At 59.8% G+C, this 24,932-nt stretch carries 18 protein-coding genes; 9 read left to right on the forward strand and 9 right to left on the reverse strand.

Annotated features, from left to right (window positions below; translation table 11 throughout):
- Positions 1-129: 129 nt before the first annotated feature.
- The 3 genes from ABRP66_RS02405 to hutU are packed head-to-tail and all read right to left on the reverse strand — an operon-like array spanning position 130 to position 4,894.
- A complete protein-coding gene (locus ABRP66_RS02405; RefSeq protein ID WP_023017755.1) occupies positions 130-2,001 on the reverse strand; it encodes a DEAD/DEAH box helicase in 1,872 nt (623 codons plus the stop codon).
- 46 nt (positions 2,002-2,047) lie between these two features.
- The gene (gene hutI / locus ABRP66_RS02410) at positions 2,048-3,217 is read right to left on the reverse strand and encodes an imidazolonepropionase (protein ID WP_284782532.1); all 1,170 of its coding nucleotides are present in this window, start codon (positions 3,215-3,217) and stop codon (positions 2,048-2,050) included.
- The gene (gene hutU / locus ABRP66_RS02415; RefSeq protein WP_349838290.1) at positions 3,218-4,894 is read right to left on the reverse strand and encodes a urocanate hydratase; all 1,677 of its coding nucleotides are present in this window, start codon (positions 4,892-4,894) and stop codon (positions 3,218-3,220) included.
- A gap of 181 nt (positions 4,895-5,075) precedes the next feature.
- Here hutU and ABRP66_RS02420 point away from each other — a divergent pair, with 181 nt between their 5' ends.
- Complete coding sequence (locus ABRP66_RS02420) at positions 5,076-5,876, forward strand: SGNH/GDSL hydrolase family protein (protein WP_349838291.1); 801 nt, start codon at positions 5,076-5,078, stop codon at positions 5,874-5,876.
- On the opposite strand, the gene hutH is transcribed toward ABRP66_RS02420, so the two are convergent.
- Positions 5,857-7,407 (reverse strand): histidine ammonia-lyase, encoded by a 1,551-nt coding sequence (gene hutH, locus ABRP66_RS02425; protein ID WP_349838292.1) that lies wholly within the window; start codon positions 7,405-7,407, stop codon positions 5,857-5,859. The two genes, ABRP66_RS02420 and hutH, sit on opposite strands and share 20 nt — an antisense overlap.
- A 74-nt stretch (positions 7,408-7,481) precedes the next feature.
- The gene (locus ABRP66_RS02430) at positions 7,482-8,225 is read right to left on the reverse strand and encodes an IclR family transcriptional regulator (protein WP_284782527.1); all 744 of its coding nucleotides are present in this window, start codon (positions 8,223-8,225) and stop codon (positions 7,482-7,484) included.
- A 62-nt stretch (positions 8,226-8,287) separates the two neighbouring features.
- Here ABRP66_RS02430 and hutG point away from each other — a divergent pair, with 62 nt between their 5' ends.
- The gene (hutG, locus tag ABRP66_RS02435; protein ID WP_284782525.1) at positions 8,288-9,226 is read left to right on the forward strand and encodes a formimidoylglutamase; all 939 of its coding nucleotides are present in this window, start codon (positions 8,288-8,290) and stop codon (positions 9,224-9,226) included.
- A gap of 3 nt (positions 9,227-9,229) precedes the next feature.
- On the opposite strand, the gene ABRP66_RS02440 is transcribed toward hutG, so the two are convergent.
- On the reverse strand, positions 9,230-10,576 hold the full coding sequence (locus ABRP66_RS02440; protein ID WP_284782524.1) for a YjiH family protein: 1,347 nt from the start codon (positions 10,574-10,576) through the stop codon (positions 9,230-9,232).
- 127 nt (positions 10,577-10,703) lie between these two features.
- Between ABRP66_RS02440 and ABRP66_RS02445 the strand changes: the two genes are divergently transcribed.
- From ABRP66_RS02445 to ABRP66_RS02460, 4 genes are all read left to right on the forward strand, one after another.
- Entirely contained in the window at positions 10,704-11,132 is a 429-nt protein-coding gene (locus ABRP66_RS02445; RefSeq protein WP_284850468.1) for a (deoxy)nucleoside triphosphate pyrophosphohydrolase, read from the forward strand.
- Positions 11,133-11,610: 478 nt separating this feature from the next.
- Positions 11,611-12,648: a DNA cytosine methyltransferase gene (locus tag ABRP66_RS02450; RefSeq protein WP_284852170.1), complete on the forward strand. Its 1,038-nt coding sequence runs from the start codon at positions 11,611-11,613 to the stop codon at positions 12,646-12,648.
- Positions 12,649-12,656: 8 nt separating this feature from the next.
- Entirely contained in the window at positions 12,657-13,577 is a 921-nt protein-coding gene (locus tag ABRP66_RS02455) for a NaeI family type II restriction endonuclease (protein WP_284850466.1), read from the forward strand.
- Between the two features lie 353 nt (positions 13,578-13,930).
- A complete protein-coding gene (locus ABRP66_RS02460; protein WP_284850465.1) occupies positions 13,931-15,223 on the forward strand; it encodes an Nramp family divalent metal transporter in 1,293 nt (430 codons plus the stop codon).
- A 91-nt stretch (positions 15,224-15,314) separates the two neighbouring features.
- Here ABRP66_RS02460 and ABRP66_RS02465 read toward each other — a convergent pair whose 3' ends face one another.
- Positions 15,315-16,553: an MFS transporter gene (locus ABRP66_RS02465; RefSeq protein WP_284850464.1), complete on the reverse strand. Its 1,239-nt coding sequence runs from the start codon at positions 16,551-16,553 to the stop codon at positions 15,315-15,317.
- Between the two features lie 112 nt (positions 16,554-16,665).
- Between ABRP66_RS02465 and ABRP66_RS02470 the strand changes: the two genes are divergently transcribed.
- Positions 16,666-17,178, forward strand: a complete 513-nt coding sequence (locus tag ABRP66_RS02470) for a hypothetical protein (RefSeq protein ID WP_284782517.1) — start codon at positions 16,666-16,668, stop codon at positions 17,176-17,178.
- A 4-nt stretch (positions 17,179-17,182) separates the two neighbouring features.
- Here the strand turns inward: ABRP66_RS02470 and ABRP66_RS02475 are convergent, their stop codons facing one another.
- Complete coding sequence (locus ABRP66_RS02475; protein ID WP_284782611.1) at positions 17,183-18,037, reverse strand: DNA primase; 855 nt, start codon at positions 18,035-18,037, stop codon at positions 17,183-17,185.
- Between the two features lie 80 nt (positions 18,038-18,117).
- Entirely contained in the window at positions 18,118-19,821 is a 1,704-nt protein-coding gene (locus ABRP66_RS02480) for a carboxylesterase/lipase family protein (RefSeq protein WP_296088135.1), read from the reverse strand.
- A 144-nt stretch (positions 19,822-19,965) separates the two neighbouring features.
- On the opposite strand from ABRP66_RS02480, the gene ABRP66_RS02485 reads away from it, so the two are divergent.
- On the forward strand, positions 19,966-20,703 hold the full coding sequence (locus ABRP66_RS02485) for a hypothetical protein (RefSeq protein ID WP_284782515.1): 738 nt from the start codon (positions 19,966-19,968) through the stop codon (positions 20,701-20,703).
- 163 nt (positions 20,704-20,866) lie between these two features.
- Positions 20,867-24,622 carry a multifunctional oxoglutarate decarboxylase/oxoglutarate dehydrogenase thiamine pyrophosphate-binding subunit/dihydrolipoyllysine-residue succinyltransferase subunit gene (locus tag ABRP66_RS02490; RefSeq protein WP_502879902.1) on the forward strand — a complete coding sequence of 1,252 codons (3,756 nt, stop codon included), beginning with the start codon at positions 20,867-20,869 and terminating at the stop codon, positions 24,620-24,622.
- The last annotated feature ends 310 nt before the right edge of the window (positions 24,623-24,932 follow it).

A 24,932-nucleotide genomic window follows, 5' to 3' on the forward strand; every position in this document is an offset into this window, starting at 1 on the left:
TTTACTAGAACATGATTTCGCCATACACCATACAAGACCACCCTGACACACTACCCCCGTTTATAGTAAAAGCACAGGTCACAGGGCATGAAAAAAGGGCCTCTAAAAAGAGGCCCTTTGGAGGTTTAATTAGTCGCGGAAGCGACCACCGTGCTTGCGGCCACCGCCGCCGCCATCACGGCGAGGCGGGCGACCGGTATCCTTCTGAATCTTGATGAGCTGCCCAGAAATCCGGGTATCCTTCAGGCGGTCAAGCACAGCCGGGTCCATGTTCTTCGGCAGATCCACGAGCGTGTGCCCCACCGCAATGGTGATGCGCCCGAAGTCCTTGGCAGACAGGCCACCTTCGTTGGCGATAGCACCGACGATGGCACCAGGGCGGACATTCTGGCGCTTGCCGACGTCCAACCGGTACGTCTCAAAGTCACCATCCGGCCGCTTGGAACCGCCGCGGTTCTTGCCGCCACCCTTGAAGTCACGGTCGCGCTTGCGGTCATCGCGATCGCGGCGGTCTTTCTTTGGCTTGGGCAAAGGCTTGTCTTCCAATAGGAAGTTCTTGCCACCCTGATGCATGACGGCCAACGCAGCCGCGATGTCGTCCATGGCAACGTCGTTGTCTTCCGAGTACTTGCGTACCAAGTTGCGGAAGAAATCGGCCTGCTTGTTGTCCATGGACTGGGTAATGGCCTGCGCAAACTTTTCCTTACGCTTCTCATTGACCTCATCGACGGACGGCAGGTCCATCTCTTCGAGGCGAGCATTGGTCACGCGTTCGATGGAGCGCAGCATGCGGCGCTCGCGCGGGGTGACGAACAAGATTGCCTCGCCGGAGCGGCCGGCACGGCCAGTACGGCCGATGCGGTGCACGTAGGACTCGGTATCGTTCGGGATATCGAAGTTCACCACGTGGGTGATGCGCTCGACGTCAAGGCCACGCGCGGCGACGTCGGTAGCGACGAGGATGTCCAGGCGGCCATCCTTGAGCTGGTCGACGGTGCGCTCGCGCTGCGCCTGGGCGATGTCGCCGTTAATGGCAGCGGCGCTGTAGCCGCGATCGCGCAGGGCCTCGGCCACCTCTTCGGTCTCGTGCTTGGTACGGCAGAAGACGATGATGGCGTCATAGGTAATGACTTCGAGGATGCGGGTGAAGGCATCCATCTTTGCGCGGTGCGGAATCAGCAGGAAACGCTGCTTAATGTTGTCGTTGGTGCGGCGCTCCGACTTAACGGTTACTTCCGCCGGGTTGTGCAGGTACTGCTTGGACAGGCGGCGGATGGCATTAGGCATGGTGGCGGAGAAAAGCGCCACCTGCTTGCGGTCCGGGGTACTTTCCAGGATGCGCTCGACGTCTTCCTGGAAGCCCATGTTCAGCATTTCATCGGCCTCATCGAGGACGAGGAACTGCAGCTGGGACAGGTCAAGCGAACCCTTTTCCAGGTGGTCGATGACGCGACCCGGGGTACCCACGATGACCTGGGCGCCGCGACGCAGGCCAGACAGCTGGATGCCGTAGGCCTGACCACCGTAGATGGGAAGAACCTCGATTCCCTTCAGGGTTTCCGCGAAGGATTGGAAGGCGTCTGCAACCTGCAGGGCCAGCTCGCGGGTAGGCGCAAGGACGAGCGCCTGCGGGTGGCGCGCCTGCGGGTCAAGCTGGGACAAGACCGGCAGCGCGAAGGCTGCGGTTTTGCCGGTACCGGTCTGTGCAAGGCCCACGACGTCGCGGCCTTCCATCAGGATCGGGATGGTTTCTGCTTGGATGGGGGACGGCGTGGTGAAGCCTACTTTCGCAACGGCTTGCAGAATTTTATCTGGCAAGCCGAGGTGCTCGAACCCCTGGGAGTTGTCGTTGGCCGAATCTTTGGACTCAGCGCCGGTGCCCTCAGAAGTATTCGCAGCCCTGGTGTCCTGGTTGACACCTTGCGAGTTGTCCTGAGATTCCGACTTATTAAAATCTTCCGGCTCGTTTACGCCGCCGGTGGCGTTATCGGTAATGCTCATTGCTCGTCCAACCCTACGCGATACCGGCGGCAAACTCCATTCCTCGCTATACCCCCGCCACGAACGTGCGATAGCTCAGCGGCATACCCGGCCGGTAGGCCAAGTGCACCGCGCTAGGAGCATCGAGCACGTGCAGGTCAGCGGCAGCGCCCTCCACCAGGGTTCCCTTCGCGGGGCGGCCCTTCGGATCAAGGCCGTTGCCCACATTATGGCGGCGCAGCGCCGTGGCACCGCCGGTAGTGGCGGCATGGATGGCCTCGTCGACGGATAGGTGCTGCTGCAGGACGGCCGTGGTCACGCAGTAGTTCATCGACGAAGTATAGGAGGTACCTGGGTTGAGGTTGGAGGCGATGGCGAGGGTGGCGCCGGCATCGAGAAGCGCACGGCCAGGCGCCAGGGGCTCGCGCGTGGAAAGATCGCAGGCTGGGAGCATGGTGGCCACGGTCTCAGATGCTGCGAGCTTTTCGATGTCACTATCGCTCAGGTAGTTCACGTGATCAACCGAGGCGGCGCCGAGATCGACCGCGAGGCTGACACCCGGGCCCTCGCCAAGCTGGTTGCCGTGCACGCGCAGGCCAAGGCCCAACTTTTTACCGGCTTCTAAAACCCGGCGCGACTGCTCTTCATTGAACGCGCCGCGCTCGCAGAAGACGTCGATCCACTGGACGTATTCGGCAACGCCGTCCAGCATCGGGCCGACGACCTCATCGAGGTAGTCTTCCGCATCCGCTCCCGGTGGAACGAGGTGGGCGCCCAGGAAAGTCACGTCATCGACGTGCTGGGATGCTATGCGGGCGGCTTCCACTTCAGATTCCGTGTTGAGGCCATAGCCAGTCTTGGTCTCGAAGGTGGTGGTGCCACCGCGGCGGCCGGCGGCCACGCGCTCGGCGACGAGCTTATCCAAGCGGTCCGCCCCCGCCTCCCTGGTGGCGTCCATGGTCACCGCGATGCCACCTGCCTCGTAGGAACCGCCGGACATGCGGGCCTCGAACTCGGCGGAGCGGTCACCGTCGAAGACCATGTGGGTGTGCGAATCCACCCAACCAGGAAGGACGGCGCGCCCGCCCAAGTCCACCTGGTCATCGGCGGCAGGTGCCTGAGAGGCGGGGCCAATCCAGGCGATGGTGCCGTGGTCGGCGATAAGGGCGGCATCGTTAAGCGTGCCGTGCTCGCTGACCGTGCGGAGCTCTGAAATTCCGGTAAAAAGTGTGCTCATTTAATCCCTTGCCTTAAATTCCATGGGTACGCGAACGCCGCGTTCTTTGGCTACTTCCTCTGCACGAGAGTACCCGGCATCGACGTGGCGGATAACGCCCATGCCTGGGTCATTGGTCAGCACGGCGCGCAGTTTGGCGGCGGCGAGATCGGTGCCATCGGCAACCGTGACCTGACCTGCGTGGATGGAGCGGCCCATGCCCACTCCGCCGCCGTGGTGGAGGGAGACCCAGGTAGCGCCGGAAGATACGGCGGTCATGGCGTTGAGCAGCGGCCAGTCAGCGACGGCGTCGGTGCCGTCGAGCATGGCTTCGGTCTCGCGGTACGGGGAGGCAACCGAGCCGGAATCGAGGTGGTCGCGGCCGATGACGATGGGGGCCTTAATCTTGCCTTCGCGCACGAGGTCATTGAAAAGCAGGCCGGCCTTGTGGCGCTCGTTGTAGCCGAGCCAGCAAATGCGGGCGGGCAGGCCCTCGAACTCGACGTACTCCTCGGCGGCGTCCAGCCAGTTGTGCAGGTGCTCGTTTTCAGGGAAGAGCTCCTTTAGGGCTTGGTCGGTGACCTTGATGTCTTCTGGGTCGCCAGACAGCGCTGCCCAGCGGAATGGGCCCATTCCCTCGCAGAAGAGCGGGCGGATATAGGCGGGAACAAAACCTGGGAACTCGAATGCGCGCTGGTAGCCGGCGTGGCGGGCCTCATCGCGGATGGAGTTGCCGTAGTCAAAGACCTCGGCACCCTCGTCCTGGAATTCCACCATCGCCTGGACCTGTGCGGCTATGGATTCGCGAGCCTTTTTGGTAAAGGTCGTGGGATCGGCCTTGGCCTCAGACTGCCAGTCATCCACGGTGATTTCGGTGGGCAGGTAGGACAGTGGGTCGTGCGCGGAGGTCTGGTCGGTGACGATGTCTACCTTGAACTCCCCGGCGCGCTGGCGGCGCAGCACCTCTGGGAAGACCTCGGCGGCGTTGCCCACGAGGCCGACGGAGAGGGCCTTCTTGTTTTCCTTGGCATCGAGGACCAAGCGCAAGGCCTCGTCCAAATCGGTGACCACTTCATCGAGGTAACGCTTGTGCTGGCGGCGCCGCAGGCGGTGCTCATCCACGTCCACGATGAGTACTGCTCCCCCGTTGAGCGTCACGGCGAGCGGTTGGGCACCGCCCATGCCGCCACATCCACCGGTCAGGGTCAGGGTGCCGGCCAGGCTGTCCTCGAAGCGCTTCTTGGCCACGGCCGCGAAGGTCTCGTAGGTGCCCTGCAGGATGCCCTGGGTGGCGATGTAGATCCAGGAACCGGCCGTCATCTGGCCGTACATCATCAGGCCCTCGTCCTCGAGCTTGCGGAAGTGCTCCCAGTTAGCCCAGTCGCCCACGAGGTTGGAGTTGGCGATGAGCACGCGCGGTGCCCATTCATTGGTCTTCCAGATGCCCACCGGCTTGCCGGATTGGACGAGGAGGGTTTCATCGCTTTCCAGGTCCTTCAGCGATTCCACAATGGCATCGAATGCCTCCCAGCTGCGGGCTGCGCGGCCGGTGCCGCCGTAGACCACGAGGTCCTCGGGGCGCTCTGCCACCTCTGGGTCGAGGTTATTCATCAGCATGCGCAATGGCGCTTCAGTTTGCCAGGATTTTGCGTTGAGTTCGGTGCCGCGGGGTGCGCGGACTTCGCGTGGTTCAGACATGGCTTCCTTTCGCTCGTGCTTATCGACGCCGTGCCCTACCCCAAGGCCGGTTTCCCGGGGCTGTCTCCCGGGGGCTTGGCGAGCGTCACAGATATCAATTTAGTGTGATGCACAACGTATTTAGAGCTTGCTTAGTCACCAACTGTCTGGCATTTCAGACTCTGCGGCTACGATGGCATTCATGCGCCACGTATTGCCCGCCCTCGCCGCCACCTGCCTGCTTGCAGGATGTTCCAACCAGCCAGAGAAAGTTCCAGAAGACCCCGAAAACTATGTGGCCCTCGGGGATTCCTACGCGGCAATGGGCTCGACGACACTCCCGCTCGATCCGCCCGATTCCTGCGCCAGAGCACAAGATTCCTATCCAGAACTCGCCGCGCAGGAAATCAGCACGAGTTCTTTCCGCAACGTCGCCTGCCAGGGCGCGAGCACGCTGGATGTCTTATCCTCCGCGGGCGAGCACCCCGCCCAGGTGGACGCACTGGCCGCGGATACGTCCCTTGTCTCCTTGAGCATCGGCGGCAACGATGCCAGCTTTGTGCGCCTGACCCAATGCGCAACGGACGATATTTGCCAAGACGAATCGGGGGCGCAGATAGAACTGGAACTGCACGATCTGCCCCAACGCCTAGACAAGGTCTACGGGGAAATCGCCCACCGCTCACCTGAGGCGAAGGTCATTGCCACCGGCTATATACCCCTCATCAATCCTGGCGAGACTTGCCCCTTCATAGAAAAAATCCCGGCCGCAGACCGGGAGTGGTTGGCAGATACCATCCAGCGCATCAATCAAACAGTGCGCGAGGCTGCCGAACGCAACGGGGCCACCTACGTGCTGCCTGACGATGCCCCGCAGCACTCCGCCTGCTCGGATGAGCCGTGGGTGGACTTTACGGGGCAGGATACCGATTCCTTTCCCATGCACCCCACCCACGCGGGCCAGGTGGCAATGGCCGAGGCAGTTAGCGCAGCTCGCTCGTAGCGGCCTCGACGGCATCGATCAGCGCGCCAGACTTGACCAAGCGCACGGTCTCCTCGATTTCCGGCGATAGGTAGCGGTCGGTGCCGGGGCCAGGAACGGTCTCGCGCAGGGCGGCGATAACCGCGCCGGTGCCGCCAGCGGGCGTTCCCTCGCGCATGTCGATGGCGCGCGCCGCGGTGAGGAGCTCCACGGCCAGCACGCGCTGCAGGCCATCGACTGCCTTGCGCAGCTTGCGGGCGGCGGACCAGCCCATGGACACGTGGTCTTCCTGCATGGCAGAGGAAGGAATGGAATCGGCCGAGGCCGGGGTGGCCAGGCGCTTTAATTCGCTGACGATGCCAGCCTGGGCGTATTGGGCGATCATGTGGCCGGAGTCGACACCGGGGTCATCGGCAAGAAAGGCGTTCAAGCCGCGGTTGCGGGCCGGATCCAGGAAGCGGTCGGTGCGGCGCTCAGAAATGGACGCCAGGTCCGCGGTGACGATGGAGAGGAAATCAAGCGCATAGGCCACCGGCGCGCCGTGGAAGTTGCCGTTAGAGACCACGCGGCCGTCCTTGGCCACCACTGGGTTATCCACGGCGGCGGCGAGCTCGCGCTCAGCTACCTGCGCGGTATGCGCCAAGGTATCGCGGAAACCGCCGGCTACCTGCGGCGCGCAACGCACGGAGTAAGCGTCCTGGACCTGGTTCTTCTTGAACTCCTCCAGCGCTGCCGCGAGGATCTCGGAGCCGTCCGCCACCTGGCGGATATTGGCGGCAGAATCGGCCTGGCCTGGGTGCGGGCGCAGCTGCTGCAGGTCATCGGCAAAGACCACGAGGGTGCCAAGCAGGCCTTCTACCGTCATGGCGGTCGCGATATCGGCGGTCTTGGCGGCCGCGCGCAGGTCAGTAATGGCCAGGCAGAGCTGGCCCAGCATGCCATCGGTGCCGTTAATAAGGGCAAGGCCTTCCTTCTCCCGCAGCTCCAGCGGCTCGATGCCGGCGGCGGCAAGGGCCTCGCCGGCGTCCTTGAGCTCACCGCCCACGCGCACCTCGCCCTCGCCCAAGAGCGCTAGGGCGCAGTAGGCCAGCGGGGCCAAGTCGCCGGAGCAACCCAGCGAACCGTATTCGCGCACCACCGGCACGATGCCGGCGTTAAGGGCCTTGGCGTAGGTTTCTACCACCACGGGGCGCACGCCGGTACGGCCGGTGCACAGGGTGGATAGGCGCAGCAGCATGAGCGCGCGGATGACTTCTTCTTCCACCTCAGGGCCGGTGCCGGCCGCGTGGGAGCGCACCAGGGATAGCTGCAGCTGCGCGCGCATTTTTTCTGGAATGTGGCGGCGGGCAAGCGCGCCGAAACCGGTGGAGATGCCATAGACCGGCGTGGGGTCTTGGGCCAGTTCTTCGACCCGGTCACGCGTGGAGGCGACCTCGTCCAGGGCCTCGGCGGAGATTTCTACCGTGGCGCCGTAGCGGGCAACGGCCACGACTTCCTCAATGGTCAGCGCTCCGACGCCGACGGTAACGGTAGATGGGTATGCATTAGGCATGATGACTCCTATTGTCTTTAGGGCAGCAAAATATAGCTCACGTCACAGCCTAACGCGCTAGCCCGCATGCTACCTCACTTTTCGCGCTGGCGATACATTTTCCCCGCGACTTTCTCCGCGGCCTGGCCCAGCGCCGCAATGAGCGCCTCCACCCCATCGCCCGGCGTGGACACGGGATAGGTCACCGCAATGGCCGCCGCGGGCCGCTCCAGGTGGTCCAGGATGGGCACCGCCACCGAGGCCTGTCCCCGCGAGATTTCTTCTATCTCTTGGTCCCATCCGCGCGCACGGGCCCGGTCCAGCTGCTTTTTAAGGAGACCAAAATTTTCCCCGCCCGCGGTATCAAATGCGGCCTTGACCTCCCATTCCGGCAGGTGTGCCAGCATCACCCTGCCCGATGCCGTCTTATGCGCCTGCAGGCGCACTCCCACCTCCGTAACCAACGAGGTAGCGCCCGGCGCGCGGACTTCCTGCAGGTATAAAATCTCCGAGCCCGCCATGCGCGAAAGGTGGCCGGATCCGCCAACGAGCCGTGCGCATTCCTCCAGATCGCGCGTAGCCATGCGCACCAGCGGCTGCTGGGTTACATACGCAGAGGCCATCGAGTACGCGGCCAGCCCCAGGCCGTAGGTCTTGTGCTCCGGCAGGTGGGCAACGAACCCGGCATCGACCATTTCCGCGAGCAGGTGGTACGTGGTCGAGCGCGGCAGGCCGAGCTCGCCTTGGATGCGGGCGGCGGAAATCGGGACATCGATAGTCGATAGCAGCTTGAGGATGTCCAGGGCATGGCGCGCGGCGGGGACTCGGTTAGCACTCACAGCGCCCAATTATATTCCGCTACTGCCAGACAAATTCACCGCACGCTTCTAGTATCGGCACTATGAATACCGAATCAGCCCCACTTTTTACTCCCGCCCCCGAGTGGTCCGGCCGCTCCGATGGCCCCGGCCCCGAGCACGCGCGCTGGCATAGCGTTATCAACCAGGCCGAATCCGCGCCCGTGACCCTGCTGGGCTTTGCCTCTGATGAGGGCGTGCTGCGCAACGGCGGCCGCCAAGGTGCCGCCGCCGGCCCCGCCGCCCTGCGCACAGCCCTTGGCTCCCTGGCGGTCCACCACGGCCATGCGCTTGCCGATGCCGGAACCATCACCACCCAAGCCGACGATCTCGACGGCGCCCATGAGGCGCTATCTGACAAGGTCGAAGAACTCGTCCGCAGCACTACCCTGCCCATCATCTTGGGCGGCGGGCACGAAACCGCCTTCGGCTCCCACCGCGGCCTGTTCCGCGCGCGCGGTGCGACCCCCATCATCAACTTGGACGCCCACTTCGATCTTCGCCACGCAGACCACGCCACCTCGGGCACGCCCTTTACCCAGATTTCCCAGCTCACCGATGACTTTGACTACACCGTCTTCGGCATCTCCCGCCCCAATAACACCGCGGTGCTCTTCAACGATGCCGAAAAGCTCGGCGTCAACTACACCCTGGATGAGGAGCTGCTAAACCTCACCCCGGCCGAATGCGGCGCGCTCGCCACCCAGGCCACCACCGCCGCGGACAAGGTCCACCTCTCCATCGACCTGGATGTCCTTCCCGCCTCCACCGCACCGGGCGTATCCGCCCCGGCCAGCCTCGGCGTTGCCTACGAGCGCATCCGCGCCCTGGCGGTCGCCATCGCCGCGACGGGCAAGCTCGCGCTTGTCGATGTCGTCGAGCTCAACCCCACCTTCGACATAGACAACCACACCGCCAAGGCGGCGGCGCGGCTTATCGATGACATCGTTAATGCTCACCTCACTGCGGTAAGCGGGCAATAAAACTCAAAACAGCAGGTGCGCAATCGGGGTCGCAATCACGATGGTGAGCGCGACGCGCTCAAACCAGATGATGACCAGGTGGGATAGCTTCACCGGAATCTTGGTGGCCAGAATGCACGGCACCAAGGCGGAGAAGAAGATGATGGCAGAGACCGCCACGACCCCGATGACGAATTTCAGCACCATGGAGTCACTGCCTGCCACCGCTGTGGCGGGTAGAAACATCTCCGCAATGCCCATCGCCGCGGCTTTGCCGCCAAGCGCCGACTCCGGCAGCTGCACTATCCAGGCAAAGGGATAAAACAGGTACCCAATCCATTCAAAAATCGGGGTAAACCGCGCAAGCAGCAAGCCAATAAGTCCCACCGACATGATGGACGGCACGATGGCCGCGGCCATGCGCACGCCATCGCGCAGGTTATCCCAAATGGCCTGCGGCAGCGACGGCGCACGCTGCAGAGCCAGCATCGCCTCGCGCCACGCATTCTTAAAGCGCGATCCTTCCACCGGCTTTTCCGGGTCTGGCTCTGCATCCTCGCAGTATTCATCCGGAATCGTCCGCAGCGGCGGGAGGCGCACGGTAATGGCCGTAACCAGGAACGTCACCAGCAGCGTGACGGCGAAGTACGTGCCCCAGATATTCATCAAATCCAGCTGCTTAGCCACGATAACCATAAACGCCGCCGATACCGTGGAGAATCCCGTGGCAATAACGGCAGCCTCTCTGCCGGTATAACCGCCCTTTTGATAGACGCGGTCCGTGACCAAAATGCCCAGCGAATACGAACCGACAAAGGATGCCACCGCATCGATGGCGGAGCGCCCCGGCGTCTTCCACAGCGGGCGCATGATGGGTTGCATCAGCACCCCGACAAATTCCAAGAGCCCAAAGCCAATGAGAAATGCCAGGAAGGTACCGCCGATGGGCACGATAAGCCCCACCGGCGTGGCAATGGAGTTCCACAAGAAGGGAACCAAATCTTCATCACCTAATACCCACGGCAGCGCGTCAATAACCATGAGGAAGGAAATGATGGCACCGGCGATATTGAGGACCGCAAAGACCGCCTGCAGCGCGCTTTCCTTAAACGCCCCCGTACTAAAGCTACGCACCGTTCCATACACTGCGAGCGCAAAAATAAGCCACGGCACCACCGCCGGAATGCTATCGCGCACGATGGTGACCATGTGGTCCAAAGGAATGGAGTTCTTTTCCTTATACGTCACAGGAAAGAAGAACACGAACGCGCCAATGGCGCTATAAACAAAGAGTTTCCACCGTCCCTCAGGCCGCGGGACTTCCCCGTCATGGCTCTGGATGGAGGAATTAACTGAATCAGTAGAAGTCACGATAGACCGCCCCTCAAGCTTGCATGATGATCAAGCCCGCGCGACAGCCTGACGCGAACATTGCGATTACGTTATCTAAATAACACGTTATTGTCTAGCGTTTCCTAGCTCAAGGCACAATGGAACTATGTCTAACCCCATCCGCGTCGTCGGTGCCGTCTTTCACGATGGCAACCGATTCCTCGCCTGCCGCAAGAAGCCCGGAAAACCCCTAGAAGGACATTGGGAATTTCCAGGCGGAAAAATCGAACCGGGCGAGACACCCGAACAGGCTTTAGCTCGCGAAATTCGCGAGGAACTCAACCTCATCGCGCACGTAGGCACCAAGCTCACGACAACCACCTACGAGTACGACTTTGCCACCATCGAACTAACCACCTTTTATTGCACGCTCATCAGCGGCGAGCTTCGCCTGAGCGATCATGACGCAACCAGGTGGGTTACCCCCGCAGAAGCAATGGAGCTGACCTGGGCGCCAGCGGATATTCCAGCCGTGGAAAAACTCACCCCTAATCGAAAGGTAGGTAGCTCAAGTCTTTTCTTCGATAAGATCTAGTCGCTAGCATCCTCCGCACATCCTCCGCTAAATAGGTGACAAGTTGAGGGTCCTCCTCCGCTAGGGCTGCAATTCCAGCCGTAGCTTTACCTCCGTTAGTGGGCTTTCCTATATAGGAAGGCCTGGCACTATTTAGGTCAGCGTATTTTCGCCCGACCCCATTTACGTTTCTAAACTTTGGCCCAAGTTCAGCTCCGTCTCCGTGCATTAATCCCCCAGCCAGGAGTGCGGTCACACGACTCAGTTCTCGCTCCGGACAAGACGAAGGCCACCCAAGTTTGATTCCCACCTCAGCAACAAGAAGAATCTCGTCTCGTAACCATTTAGGACTTCTCAAGATTCCTCCAACCATTTCGAACATAGATTCCACACACGCTTAGCAATTTGTCCACACTCTGCATATGCTCCTAAAGGTAAAATAGTTGAACCTCTGAGCCCAGCGCGTCCACATCACGAAATTTCTAGAAAGGATTTCCCAGTGACCTATAACAAACTAACTTCACTAGAAATTTGTGCTGGGGCCGGTGGTCAAGCTCTAGGACTAGAGACTGCGGGATTCACCCACAAAGCTGTCATCGAAGTCGACCAATGGGCTGCACAGACTCTACGCCTCAACCGTGGAGATTCAGGACCTCATGGAAAGTGGAACGTTCTAGAAATGGATGTTCACGACTTCGATGGCAAACCATGGCGTCATAAAATAGATCTCTTTGCCGGAGGAGTTCCTTGCCCGCCATTTTCCATTGCCGGCAAACAGTTAGGGGCCGATGATGACCGTGATCTTTTCCCAGAGGCACTGCGCCTGATCGATGAGATAGACCCACCTGCTGTCCTTTTGGAAAACGTAAAAGGACTCGGCCAAAAGCGCTTCGCTGACTACCGCCGAAATATAATTATCAAGCTTGAAGAGTTGGGATACCAGGTATTCTGGGAGCTCCTCCAAGCTGCCGATTACGGAGTTCCGCAGCTACGACCTCGCTTCATCCTTGTAGCTCTAAAGAAAGAGTTCTCCGAGTTTTTCGCGTGGCCAAACAAAATTCCTCACCAAGTAACGGTTGGAGAAGCTCTTAAAGATCTAATGGCCGAAAATGGCTGGAAAGGTGCAGAGAAATGGGCTACAAACGCAAACACAGTTGCACCGACTCTCGTAGGCGGAAGCAAGAAACACGGTGGCGCTGACGTAGGCCCCACACGGGCAAAGCAGGCTTGGAAGGCACTCGGCGTTAAGGGCACTTCCATCGCGGAGGAAGCGCCTTCCTCGGACTTCACGTTAAACTACGAAGAAGAATTACCGCGCCTCACAGTCCGCATGGGTGGCGTGATCCAGGGATTCCCAGATGACTGGAACTGGGCAGGAGGGAAAACTGCTCAATGGCGACAAGTTGGCAATGCATTCCCACCCCCTGTCGCCAAAGCTATAGGGGAACAGATCAAAAAAGCATTGCGTAAGCGCCCACTAACTAAATCGGAACAGCCCGCCGAACCAGCTCAAATATTGCAACCAACCTTGGCTTAGGAAGTATTGTGACCACTCCGCACCATCCCGAAAATGCAATCCCCCTTTTCATCGAGGCATTTCAGTCTGTTGATCCCGATGGAAAACGGCTCGCCAGAGTTTTTCGAGATTCTTTCGACCAAATCTACGATGGCCAACACACCGGACGCTATTCGATTGAACAGCTTTCCAAAACTGAATCAGCCCATCTCGGGTCAATCGTAGAAATCAATATTCGACGCGAGTTTGACGACATAATCAATGACGGCGAAGTAATGGACTTCGAAATCAAAGACTACGAAGTAGATTGTAAATATTCGAAGTCTCGTTTTGGCTGGATGATACCTAGTGAAGCACTCGGGCATCATGGCATGCTTTGCCACGCAGACGACGCAACTTCCCGCTTCCGAGTTGGCTTTATCAAGTTTGATAACTCTGTACTCAACAAAGGTGGAAACCGTGATGGAAAACGGACAGTTTCAGCTGCGGGCAGGAAATACATTACCTGGCTGCACTTTGATGAACCATTTCCCCCGAATACCCTTCTGCAACTAGATCCGGACGACAAAGACAGAATACTTTCGCTCAAATCGGGCGCCGCACGCTTGAACGAATTATTTCGAACAGCCCAGGAAATGAGAATCCCACGCGGCATCGTAGCGACCGTCGCGCAGCAGAAAGACTATATGAAGCGGATACGCTACAACGGAGGTTCACGCTCAGCACTTCAGCCCGAAGGGATCGTTATTTTGGGCGATTACAACGCTCATCGCGAAATTGCCGATGCGCTTCAACTCCCTATTCCAGGTGAAGGAGAATCCCTGTCTGTTCGACTTTTTCCTCTGCAACCAGATGAAGATGAAAAGTTTGTGACCATCGATGGAGTCAACTGGCGAAAAGCCCGTGAATCGGACCCAATCGTCGCAGCACCCCAAATCCCATTTAAATAGCTGAATAGCATCGAGTACATAGCCGATACTGCTGAATTTTGAATTACCTCTGCCTTGATAAAGTTTGTTTAATCAAATTTCAATATGAGATAGACGGAATTACATAATTTGACCGTAAATCTTGGTTTTAATATCAGTCGGTACCCTCCACCACAGCTCAAGACACAAGAGAATCAGCAGAACACTGAGGATAGAGTCGTCTTCAACCTCAAGCTTTTCACTCCAGTCGCTCCCGGCGCTCAACCAGGCATTGTCCAGGAGGTTAGTAATTAGTTAACTCAAGGAGCGATTTACTCACGAAAGTGATACATTCCCTTTAAGTGATTCACACCACAACCACTTAAGGAAGTGTCATGAGCCAATCAGGTAACCACACCGGCGCAACTTCCGCCGCAGGCCAACAGACACACGATTCTGAGCCACAAGCAAAGGTGAAATGGACCCTCGTTGGTCCGGGTTTGGTCGCCGCGGCCACCGGCGTCGGTGCCGCTGACCTAGTAGCAACCATGATTGCCGGCCAGCGCTACGGTTACGCACTGTTATGGGCCGTCATCGTCGGTACGATTATGAAAATCGTGCTGGTGGAAGGCGTCGGCCGCTACAGCTTGGCCACCGGAAACACCATGTTCCACGGCTGGCGGGAGCTAGGACGCTGGACCTCGTGGTACTTCGCGCCCTACATTGTCATCTGGGGCTTGGTCTATGGCGCCGCCGCCATGTCCGGTACCGGCTTGGCATTAAGCGCACTCTTTCCCGGCACGAACTTGACCATGTGGGCCATCCTGACCGGCGTGTTGTGTTTTATCCTCACGTGGCTGGGGCAATACCAACTCTTTGAAAAACTGGCCGCCGTCTTGGTTGGCATCATGTTTGTCACTGTGGTGGGCATCGCCGCAATTACCGCGCCTAATTTTCCAGAGATTCTGCGCGGCCTTGTCCCCACCATCCCGGATGGTTCTTTCGTCTACGTGCTCTCCATCGCCGGTGGTGTCGGCGGCACGATTACCCTTGCTGCCTATGGCTACTGGCTGCGAGAAAAGAAATGGTTCACGCCCAAGTGGATGAAGGTCATGCGCATGGATAACTCGGTGGCCTATGCCGTCACCGGTATTTTCGTCCTGGCTACGCTTGTCCTTGGTGCCGAGCTTTTGTACAGCGCTAATGTCGCTGTCTCCGATAATGACCAGGGCTTGGTGGACATGGCGGACGTGCTGGAGGCCCGCTACGGAACCTTTATTTCTAAGTGGTTCATCGTCGGATTCTTCTCTGCCGCATTCTCTTCCTGCTTAGGCGTGTGGAACGGTGTGTCTCTCATGTTTGCGGACTACGTGGGCCACCTGAAGAACCTTCCACAGGGCCACCCCAGCACTAGCACGGGCGGTAAGTACTACCGCGCTTACCTCATCTGGTTGACCTTCCCACCAATGCTTCTCCTACTGCTGGGCAAACCCACCGGATTGATCATTGGCTACGGCGTTCTGGGCGCATTCTTCATGCCGTTCCTGGGTCTTACGCTCTTGGTACTGCTTAATACCAAGCACACCCCGAAGGAATGGCGCAATGGTTGGTTCATCAACACCTTGATGGGCATCATTTCGGCAGCCTTTGTCTACCTGTGCGTGTCCCAGGTTGCCGGGCTCTTCTAGCCTTGTTGCCCGTAATCTTCGAGGTACGCGCCAATTTTCCGTAAACTCTCCACCTCCCAGGGCAGGATGCCTCGACATTGAACGGTTGCCGTCAACTACTTTTCGGCATGCGCTCTACTTCCACCGTGGACTCCTGGCGGGGCTCGCGGCCGAAGAGCCAGGCGATGATGCCGAAGATGGCAATGGCACCGCAGACCGTGAAGGCTGTGGGGAAGCCATAAACATCGGCAAGCAGCCCGATGAGCATGGGGCCCACGATCTGGCCGAAGTCTCCTGACATCTGGAAGGCGGACAATACCTTGCCGCCGGAGCGCTCGTTGCCCACGATGTCTGCCACCGCGGCGGTCTGGGAAGGATTGATAAGGCCCGATGCTGCACCCGCAAGCGCGGATACGAGCAAGAGGAACCACACGCTGGTGGCCAGCCCCATGAGCACCATGAAGATGGCGGAGCCCACCAAGCCAATAAGGATCAGCGGTTTGCGGCCGTGGAGATCAGACCACCGGCCGGAGAACTGGAGAATAATCGCATTGCCTGCGGCGAAGGCCGCGAGAGCTAGGCCCGAGGCTGCGGCGCCATTATGGAAAATGGCAGCGGCGAAAAGCGGCAGGACGGACACCCGCACGCCCATATTGATCCAACCGTGGGCAAAGTTGGAGGTCAGCACAGCACGGAATGCGGTATCACCCCAGGCCTCCTGCAGGCGCATGGGAGGCAGGTCCGAGGTGGTGGTTTGGGAGTGGTTGACCCGCGGCATCTGCCACCAGACAACGAACGCAGCAAGCATCACGCCGATGCCGTAAATGAAAAATGGCCAGCGAAAACCCAAGAAGGACAGGCTGGCGCCGAGCACTGGGCCGGCGACATTGCCCAGCAGGAATGCCGTGGCATAGGTGGCGGAGCACTTACCGCGAATCGACGGTGGAGACAGGCGCACGATAAGGCCCATCGCGGAGACGGTAAACATGGTCGAGCCCAGCCCCGCCAATGCGCGCAGCACCACGATGTGCCAATACTCCTGGGCAATAGCAACCAGGCCCGTGGTCACGGCCACGGTCATCAGGCCCACCAAGTAGACGCGGCGCGAGCCGACGCGGTCCACCAACGAACCGGACACGGGCGCGAAGATCAGCCGGGAGGCGGCGAAGATGGAGACCACGAGACCTGCGGCGGCCATCGATACATCGAAACTGACCACGAACTGCGGCAAAAGCGGGGCGATAAGGCCATAACCTAAGGCGATAATGAACGCCGCCGTCACCATTACCCAGATTTCCCGCGGCACCTTGGGCTTTTCGTAGGGCGCCGGTTCGGCATTAGCACTCTTCATAGCACGTGCAACCTTATGCCTTTGAAGGTCTGAAAGCTATTTAGGCTACTTGTTCGAACATTCGTTTGCATTGTTCGAGTTCATGTCGGCCCTGCGGTTTAGAGTAAGTGCCATGCACAACGTAGATAAGAACTTTTCGCACACAGTACCCAGTCAACCCAATGCCATGGCTACGGAAATCGCCGCCGACTTGGCCTACCACCACTATGAGACCGTCAGCTCTATTTCCGCCATCATGCACCACCCACGGTCCTTGGCTCGCCCCACCCCGACGTGGCGTCCGCCCATAAAACAGCTGCCACCCACGCCAGGTGGCGCGGACTACAGCATGAGCATTACCCGCCACCGCGTGGGAGCACGAGTGAAGGCGAGGATCCGCGGGTTCGGTGAAAGCCGCATCCCCGCCTACCTCATTACTATTCGGATCACCGATAACTTTGGGCAGTTAGTCGATCCCGCCACGGCGGAAGGATGGGTGCGCACGCTTGTCCCCGCAGAATTAGCTGGTGCCGTCCACGAGATCTCTCGCGGACCGAATGCCACCTACGTATGGCTCGTGGATAGCGCCTTTAAGCCCGTTCGTTCGCCGGAATCCCTGTTCGCGGGATTCCAGCAAGCGGCTTAGGGGCTTAGTTGTTGTCGCCCTCGTCATCAGCGTCAGCGTCGTCTTCTTCGGTGAAGGTGTCGAAGAACTCAAGGTCCTCGTCATCGTCATCATCGGCATCTTCGCAAAAAATGTCGTAGACGTCTGGTTCCTCGAAGTCATCCTCATCGAAGTTGACGAGCTGTGCCTCCCAATCAAGGGCCTGTTCCGAGACCAACCCGAGCACGTCAAAGAGGCGGTCGAAATCGGTGTAGGTACCAAGTTCTAGGGCCTCAGCGGGGACTTCTACGATGGGGATGTCATCAGAATCGGTGTTGCCAAAGAGGGCAAGGCGCTCGTTTTCATCGAGGTCTTCGCCATCCTCATCCACCTGCCATAGCTCCGTGACGGCCTCATCCTCGAGCTCTTCCATATCTTCTTCATCGAAGTCGAAGGCCAAGAAGCGCACGATGGCAGAGGGCACGCCGTCGATGGTTTCTACTAATACGCGCAGCTCTGAATCGTTGCCTACTTCCGCCACCACGAGGTGCGGGTTGAGTTCATCCTGGTCAAACTCCAATTCCGCGATGCGCTCATCGGTACCTTCCAGGAGGTCACGCAGGACGGTAACAACCTGGTCGGTGGCGATGTGGCGGGAGACGGCTTCTACGGCGTCTTCGACGGAAAAGGCAACGGAGACCAAGACGGCCTCGAATTCTTCATCGTCTTCATCCACATCCGCCGCAGCGATGTACACGTTGGCGGCAGGCAAGAGAGGATCGATTTCAACAAACTGGATTTCCAAATCAGAGGTGATTGGAACGAACATGACGTCTTCGTTGACGCGGGACTCGATGCCCTCGGCGTCCAATGCGGAAGCGATATCTTCGAAAAAGCTCATGGTGGTGAAAATCCATCCTTCGGAAGCAGAGGTCTCCGCGGTGGGCAAGACGCCGCCCGCGGTCACTCTGGATTCTACCGCTAATCCCGCCTGTGTGGTTGGAAACCAAGGGAGCGCACGAGCTCTGGGCGCCCACTTCCCCACTCCACCATGTGGTAATCCTCCCACGCTTTGCGGCGACCGTCATTGGGGGCATGCACGATATAGGCCTGTTCATCAAAAATCATGGTCGCGCGCGCACCGCCCTCATAGCGCGGCCACTGCGCCTTGGGGCTGCCGCCGTGGATGAACGCGGCCCAGTGATCCTGCATGGTGGAGGTCAATTCCTCCATCTCAGCGCGCGAGCCCCAACCGGTTAACAGGGAGGCGCGCGAGGATTGGGGATCACCGAAGACATTGCCCAATTCCATCGAGTGCATGGCGCCTAGCCCCAGCCACTTCAAGACGGCGGAGGCGAAGTCGAAGCGGTACATCCACGTATCGGCCACTTCGGAGTGGGCGCTGGCGATGCGGGTGGAGGGTGCCCAGAAGAGGGCATCGGCAAGCAAGTGCGCAAAATCCTCCCTGCGGACCGCGCCGCGATAGGCGGCCACGACCTCAGGGGCGTGGTGGGGATCATAGGAGGCCAAAAGCCGGAGGGCTGCGCGCTCCCGGGCGCTTTGGCGCTGAAAGAGGAACTTGCCAAAGCTGGCTTCATCCGAATTCGTGCCAATCAGCAACGGAATTTTGTGTTGATGGCCCTGCTCAAAGGCGGTGATAGGGTGCTCGGGCAAAAGTTCGCCGTCCACCGTGGGCGCGTAGCAGGAGTTTAAGTGCAGTAGCTCGCCGGCGCGCCACATCATGGATTGGCCGGAGCGCACCACATCCGCACAGTCTTCTTGGCGCAGATCATCCACGCTCACCCGACGCGGCAGGCCCACTCGGCGGGCAAGTTCGCGGGCCCACAAGGTGGATTGGGCGCGGGAATGCACCAGCGCGATGGGTGGAGATTGGGCAATGGCGCGGTGGAAGAGCCCCTCGGCCGGCGGGCTGGTCATCAGCGCCAGCACCGCGGCACCACCCGCGGATTCGCCCATGAGAGTAACGGAGTCTGGGTCACCGCCAAAGGCAGCGATATTATCTCGCACCCAATTAAGGGCCAGAATCTGATCCGCCACGGCGGGGTTAGCGCTGCACTCGCCGCCAAGGCTGCGCAGATCGAGATATCCCAAGGCGTTGAGGCGAAAGTTGATGGAAACGTAGATCACGTCCATACGGGTGGCGAGCTCAAATCCGCGCAACATGAGCATGTGGGATGAGCCCATGATGAAGCTGCCGCCGTGCAAATACACCACGACGGGCAACTTTTCTTCCGTGCGCGGGCGCACGATGTCTAGGTACAGGCAGTCCTCGGAGCCGACGATGCGGTCAGTCCAGGAGTACGTGGGTTGTGGGGCAATTGGCCCGAATTGGCTGCAATCGCGCACCCCGTCCCAGCGCGGCGCCGGGCGCGGGGCGCGGAAGCGATTGTCGCCGGCCGTGGAGGCGCCGAAGGGAATGCCACGCCACGTGCGCACCGGCCCGGCGCTAATGGGGCGATCTACCCTAAGGTCTTCTTCGATGACCCCACGCACCCAGCCGGAGGTCGTGCGCACCGTGAGCTCATCCGCGTAGGCATTCTGTGCCCGCTCGTGGGCCTGACGGGCGCGCTCGTGTGCGCGCATGGCCCGCAAGCGCGCGGCAGCGGTGGACTCTTCGGAATAAGAGTCCCCACTGTCGCGTTGACCATCCTGCGGGTAAGGCATACTCCCTACCTTAGGTAGATTGCACGCCGGCCGCGATCCGAATCGCACATGCGCGCCCCCTTCTTTCAAGGCCAGGGCTATGCTAGGTAAAAAATCAATTAATACTACTGCCCCAACAAATTAAGGATTGGTGTGGGAGAAGGCATGTCCATATTTAAAAAGTCCGCCCCAGATGACGCAGCTACTGACACATATGACATCGATCCAGAGCACAGCGGCCGATTTACCAAGGCTCTGCTGAACTCTTTGGACCGCGCCGTATCCGTGCAATCTGGTGTTATTTCCAAATACGTCAAGAACCTAAAGAAGCATCACCCGGATGCAACTGACCAAGAGTTGCAGGGCTTTATTAACAAGCACTTCATCAATATCACTACCGGCACGGGCGCGGCCGCTGGTGCCTCCGCATCCGTGCCCGGCATCGGGCTATTTACGGGTGCTGCCACCATTGGTGCGGAATCCGTGGTCTTTCTTGAAGCCGCCGCGTGGTACATCCTGGCGTCCGCGTACCTGCGCGGCGACGATATCTCCTCGCCCGAGCGCCGCCGCGCCCTGGTGCTGGTGGTACTGACTGGCTCGAAGGGTTCCGCGGTGGTTGATACTTTCGTGGGGGACCTCGGCACGGTCACGGGGGCGCGTTCCGTAGCCTCCCTCTCCCGCTTTTCCGGTCCCACGCTATCTGGCATCAATGGCCGCCTGACCAAGGTATTTACCAAGCAAATCACCAAGCGCATGAAGTGGGCATGGGTGGGCAAGCTCATGCCTATGGGCATCGGCGCGGTCATTGGCACGAAGGCCAATCGCAAGCTGGCCAATCAGGTCATCGAACACGCCCGCCACCAGCTCTCCCCTCTTTCCCACACTGAGGCGGGTACCCAATGATCGTTTAGAGCGAATTCAGTACCCCTGACATAGTGAAGGTGAGGGATTGGCCCGTATCATATAGGCAGACACTTTGGCGGGTGATAAATGCGCTCGTACAAAGTCCGGACTAAAGTCGAATAAACGACCATTTTAAAGCAGAGAAATGAGGCGAAAACCTGCCGTGAGCACATCGAGCATCTTCGGCCCGAATGCGTGGCTGATAGACGAGCAGTTCCAGCAGTACTCCAAGGATCCTAGCTCCGTAGACAAGGAGTGGCGCGACTATTTCGAAGCAAACGGCGCGCCCAAGGCGCAGCCGGAAGCTGAGGCTCCATCTAAAGCATCTAAGCCACAGCCACAGAAGGCAAAGGCAGAGTCCACGTCCTCGGCCAAGAAGACCGAAGGCACTACCACCGCCCGCAAGCAAGAGGCCCGCGATACCAACGTGAAAGAGTCTGTATCTAAGGCCAAGGAAAAGTCCGCGAAGGCGAAGCATTCTGCGGGCAAGAATGCGCAGTCTCCGCTGAATGACCTAGAAGATTATAAGGGCGGCGACGAGCGCCAGCTCAAGGGCATGTTTAAGGCGATTGCTAAGAACATGGAAGAATCCCTCGAGATTCCTACCGCTACCACCGTGCGCGATATGCCGGTCAAGCTCATGTGGGAAAACCGCTCCATGATCAATGACCACCTGAAGCGCACCCGCGGTGGCAAGATCTCCTTTACCCACATTATTGGCTACGCCATGGTCAAGGCCGTGCAGCTGCACCCTGGCATGAACGTGCGCTACGAGGAAAAGGACGGCAAGCCCTTCGTCGTCCAGCCTGAGCACATCAACCTGGGCCTGGCCATCGACCTCCCGCAGAAGGATGGCTCCCGCGCCCTCGTGGTCGCCGCCATCAAGGAGTGCGAGACCAAGTCTTTCGCCGAGTTCATTGAGGCTTACGAGGACATCGTTACCCGTTCCCGTAAGAATAAGCTCACCATGGATGACTTCTCTGGGGTCACCATTAACCTGACCAACCCGGGTGGCATCGGCACCCGCCACTCCATTGCTCGCCTGACCAAGGGCGCAGGCTCCATTATCGGCGTTGGTTCCATGGATTACCCGGCAGAATTCGCCGGCGCCTCCGCTGACCGCCTGGCTGACTTGGGCGTCGGCCGCCTGGTCACCTTGACCTCCACCTATGACCACCGCGTTATCCAGGGTGCAGAGTCCGGCGAGTTCCTGCGCACCATCGGCAAGCTCATTGTTGATGACGCCTTCTGGGACGAGCTCTTCGAGTCCATGGGCGTTCCTTATGAGCCCTTCCGCTGGGCACAGGACATCCCCAACTCTGGCGTGGACAAGAACACCCGCGTCATGCAGCTCATCGAGTCCTACCGCTCCCGCGGGCACTTGCTTGCCGATGTCAACCCGCTCGGCTGGTCCCAGCCCGGCCTGCCTAGCCCGGATCACCGCGACCTCGACATCGCTACGCACGGCCTGACCATCTGGGACTTGGACCGCGTCTTCAACGTCGGCGGCTTCGGCGGCAAGGAACAGATGACCTTGCGCGAGGTGCTTTCCCGCCTGCGCGCTGCTTATACCCTGAAGGTCGGCTCCGAATACACCCACATCCTGGACCGCGACGAGCGCAGCTGGATGCAGGACCGCCTCGAGGCCGGCATGCCAAAGCCGACCAATGCCGAGCAGAAGTACATCCTGCAGAAGGTCAACGCCGCCGAGGCATTCGAGAACTTCCTGCAGACCAAGTACGTGGGCCAGAAGCGCTTCTCCCTCGAGGGCTCTGAAACCCTTATCCCGCTTTTGGATTCCATCATCGATACCGCTGCGGGCCAGGGCCTCGACGAGGTTGTCATGGGCATGCCGCACCGCGGCCGTCTGAATGTGCTGTTCAATATCGTGGGCAAGCCGCTGGCAGATATCTTCGGCGAGTTCGACGGCAACTACAAGGGCGGCCAGCTCGGCGGCTCTGGTGACGTGAGGTACCACTTGGGCTCCGAGGGCGAGCACCTGCAGATGTTCGGCGATGGTGAAATCAAGGTCACCCTTGCAGCCAACCCGTCCCACCTCGAGGCTGTGGACCCAGTCATGGAGGGCATCGCCCGCGCCAAGCAAGACATCTTGGACAAGGGCAAGGACGGCTACTCCGTCGTTCCCGTCATGCTCCACGGCGATGCATCCTTCACCGGCCTCGGCGTCGTACAGGAGACCATCAACCTGTCCCAGCTGCGCGGCTTTACCAACGGCGGTACCATCCACATCGTGGTCAACAACCAGGTGGGCTTTACCACCACCCCGGATTCCGGCCGTTCCACCCACTACGTCACCGACTTGGCCAAGGGCTTTGACTGCCCGGTCTTCCACGTCAACGGTGATGACCCAGAGGCCGTTGTCTGGGTTGGCCAGATGGCCGCAGAATACCGCCGCCAGTTTGGCAAGGACGTCTTCATTGACCTCGTGGTCTACCGTCTGCGCGGCCACAACGAGGCCGATGACCCATCCATGACCCAGCCGCAGCTGTACTCGGTCATTGAGAACCACGAGCCTGTGCGCGAGCACTACACCAACGAGCTCATCGGCCGTGGCGACCTGTCTGCCGAGGACGCCGAGGCAGCGGCACGCGACTTCCACGACCAGATGGAGTCAGTATTCACCGAGCACAAGGAAGCCGAAAAGGCCGGCCCCAAGGAACAGACCGGTATTACCTCCTCGCAGGATCTCACCCGCGGCCTGGATACCTCCATCACCGCTGAAGAGATGGTCGAGCTTGGCGATGCCTACGGCAACCCACCCGAGGACTTCGAGTACCACAAGCGCGTGGCCAAGGTGGCCAAGGACCGTGCGAAGTCTGTCCGCGAAGGCGGCATCGACTGGGGCTGGGGCGAACTGCTCGCCTTCGGTTCCTTGGCTAACCAGGGCAAGGTCGTGCGCCTGGCCGGTGAGGATTCCCGCCGCGGTACCTTCACCCAGCGCCACGCCGTGACCTTCGATCACCGCAATAGCAACGAGTACAACCCGCTCAATTCCCTGGCAGTGTCCAAGGACAACGGCGGTAAGTTCATGGTCTACAACTCCGCGCTTACCGAGTTCGTCGGCATGGGCTTCGAATACGGCTACACCGTGGGTAACCCCGACGCCCTCGTGGCGTGGGAGGCCCAGTTCGGTGACTTCGCCAACGGTGCCCAGACCATCATCGATGAGTACCTCTCTTCCGGTGAGGCCAAGTGGGGCCAGTTGTCCAGCCTGGTTCTCCTCCTGCCGCACGGCTACGAAGGCCAGGGCCCAGACCACTCCTCCGCCCGCATCGAGCGCTATCTGCAGCTGTGTGCGGAAGGTTCCATGACCGTGGCTCAGCCGTCCACCCCGGCTAACCACTTCCACTTGCTGCGCCGCCAGGCTTTGGGTGAAATGAAGCGCCCGCTGGTCGTCTTCACCCCGAAGTCCATGCTGCGCAACAAGGCCGCTACCTCCTCCGTTGAGGAGTTCACCGAGGTCAAGAAGTTCCGCTCTGTTATCAATGACCCCCACTTCGTGGACGTCAATAACAAGAAGGTCGGCGATACGGACAAGGTTAAGACCATCATGCTGGTCTCCGGCAAGCTCTACTGGGACTTGGAGAAGAAGCGCGAGGCTGACGGCCGCGATGACATCGCCATCGTCCGCGTGGAAATGCTCCACCCGATTCCGTTCAACCGCCTGAGCGAGGCATTCGAGATGTACCCGAACGCCACCCAGGTCCGGTTCGTACAGGACGAGCCCGCCAACCAAGGCCCATGGCCGTTCTACAACGAGCACCTGCGCAACCTCATTCCGGATATGCCGGAAATGGTCCGCGTTTCCCGCCGCGCCCAGTCCTCTACGGCTACGGGTAACGCCAAGGTGCACCAGATTGAGCAGAAGAACTTGCTTGAAGAGGCCTTTGACGTTTAATCGCTTTTAATCGCCGAAGCCGCACCTAGCGCAGTACAGCGCTGAATGCCCCAGTGAGGTTATTTCCTCACTGGGGCATTTTCATGCTTAATGCTATTTCATGGACGCTGTTGCCTTCGCCTCGCTAGGTTCGCTTCCAGCCAGCCGCCTACCCGCCCTTCGCGCTCACCGGCGAGGTGGAGGGGCATCGGCAAGCACCGCCCGTGAGCGTCAAGGGGCGCGGTGCAGCTATCGCAGAAATGGTGCGACGATTAGATTTACCAGTTCGCCTACCCCACCCTTCGCGATCACGAAGAGGCCGAACGCACGC

The organism is Corynebacterium sp. KPL2680, assembly GCF_040225675.1.
Lineage (GTDB): Bacteria > Actinomycetota > Actinomycetes > Mycobacteriales > Mycobacteriaceae > Corynebacterium > Corynebacterium rhinophilum.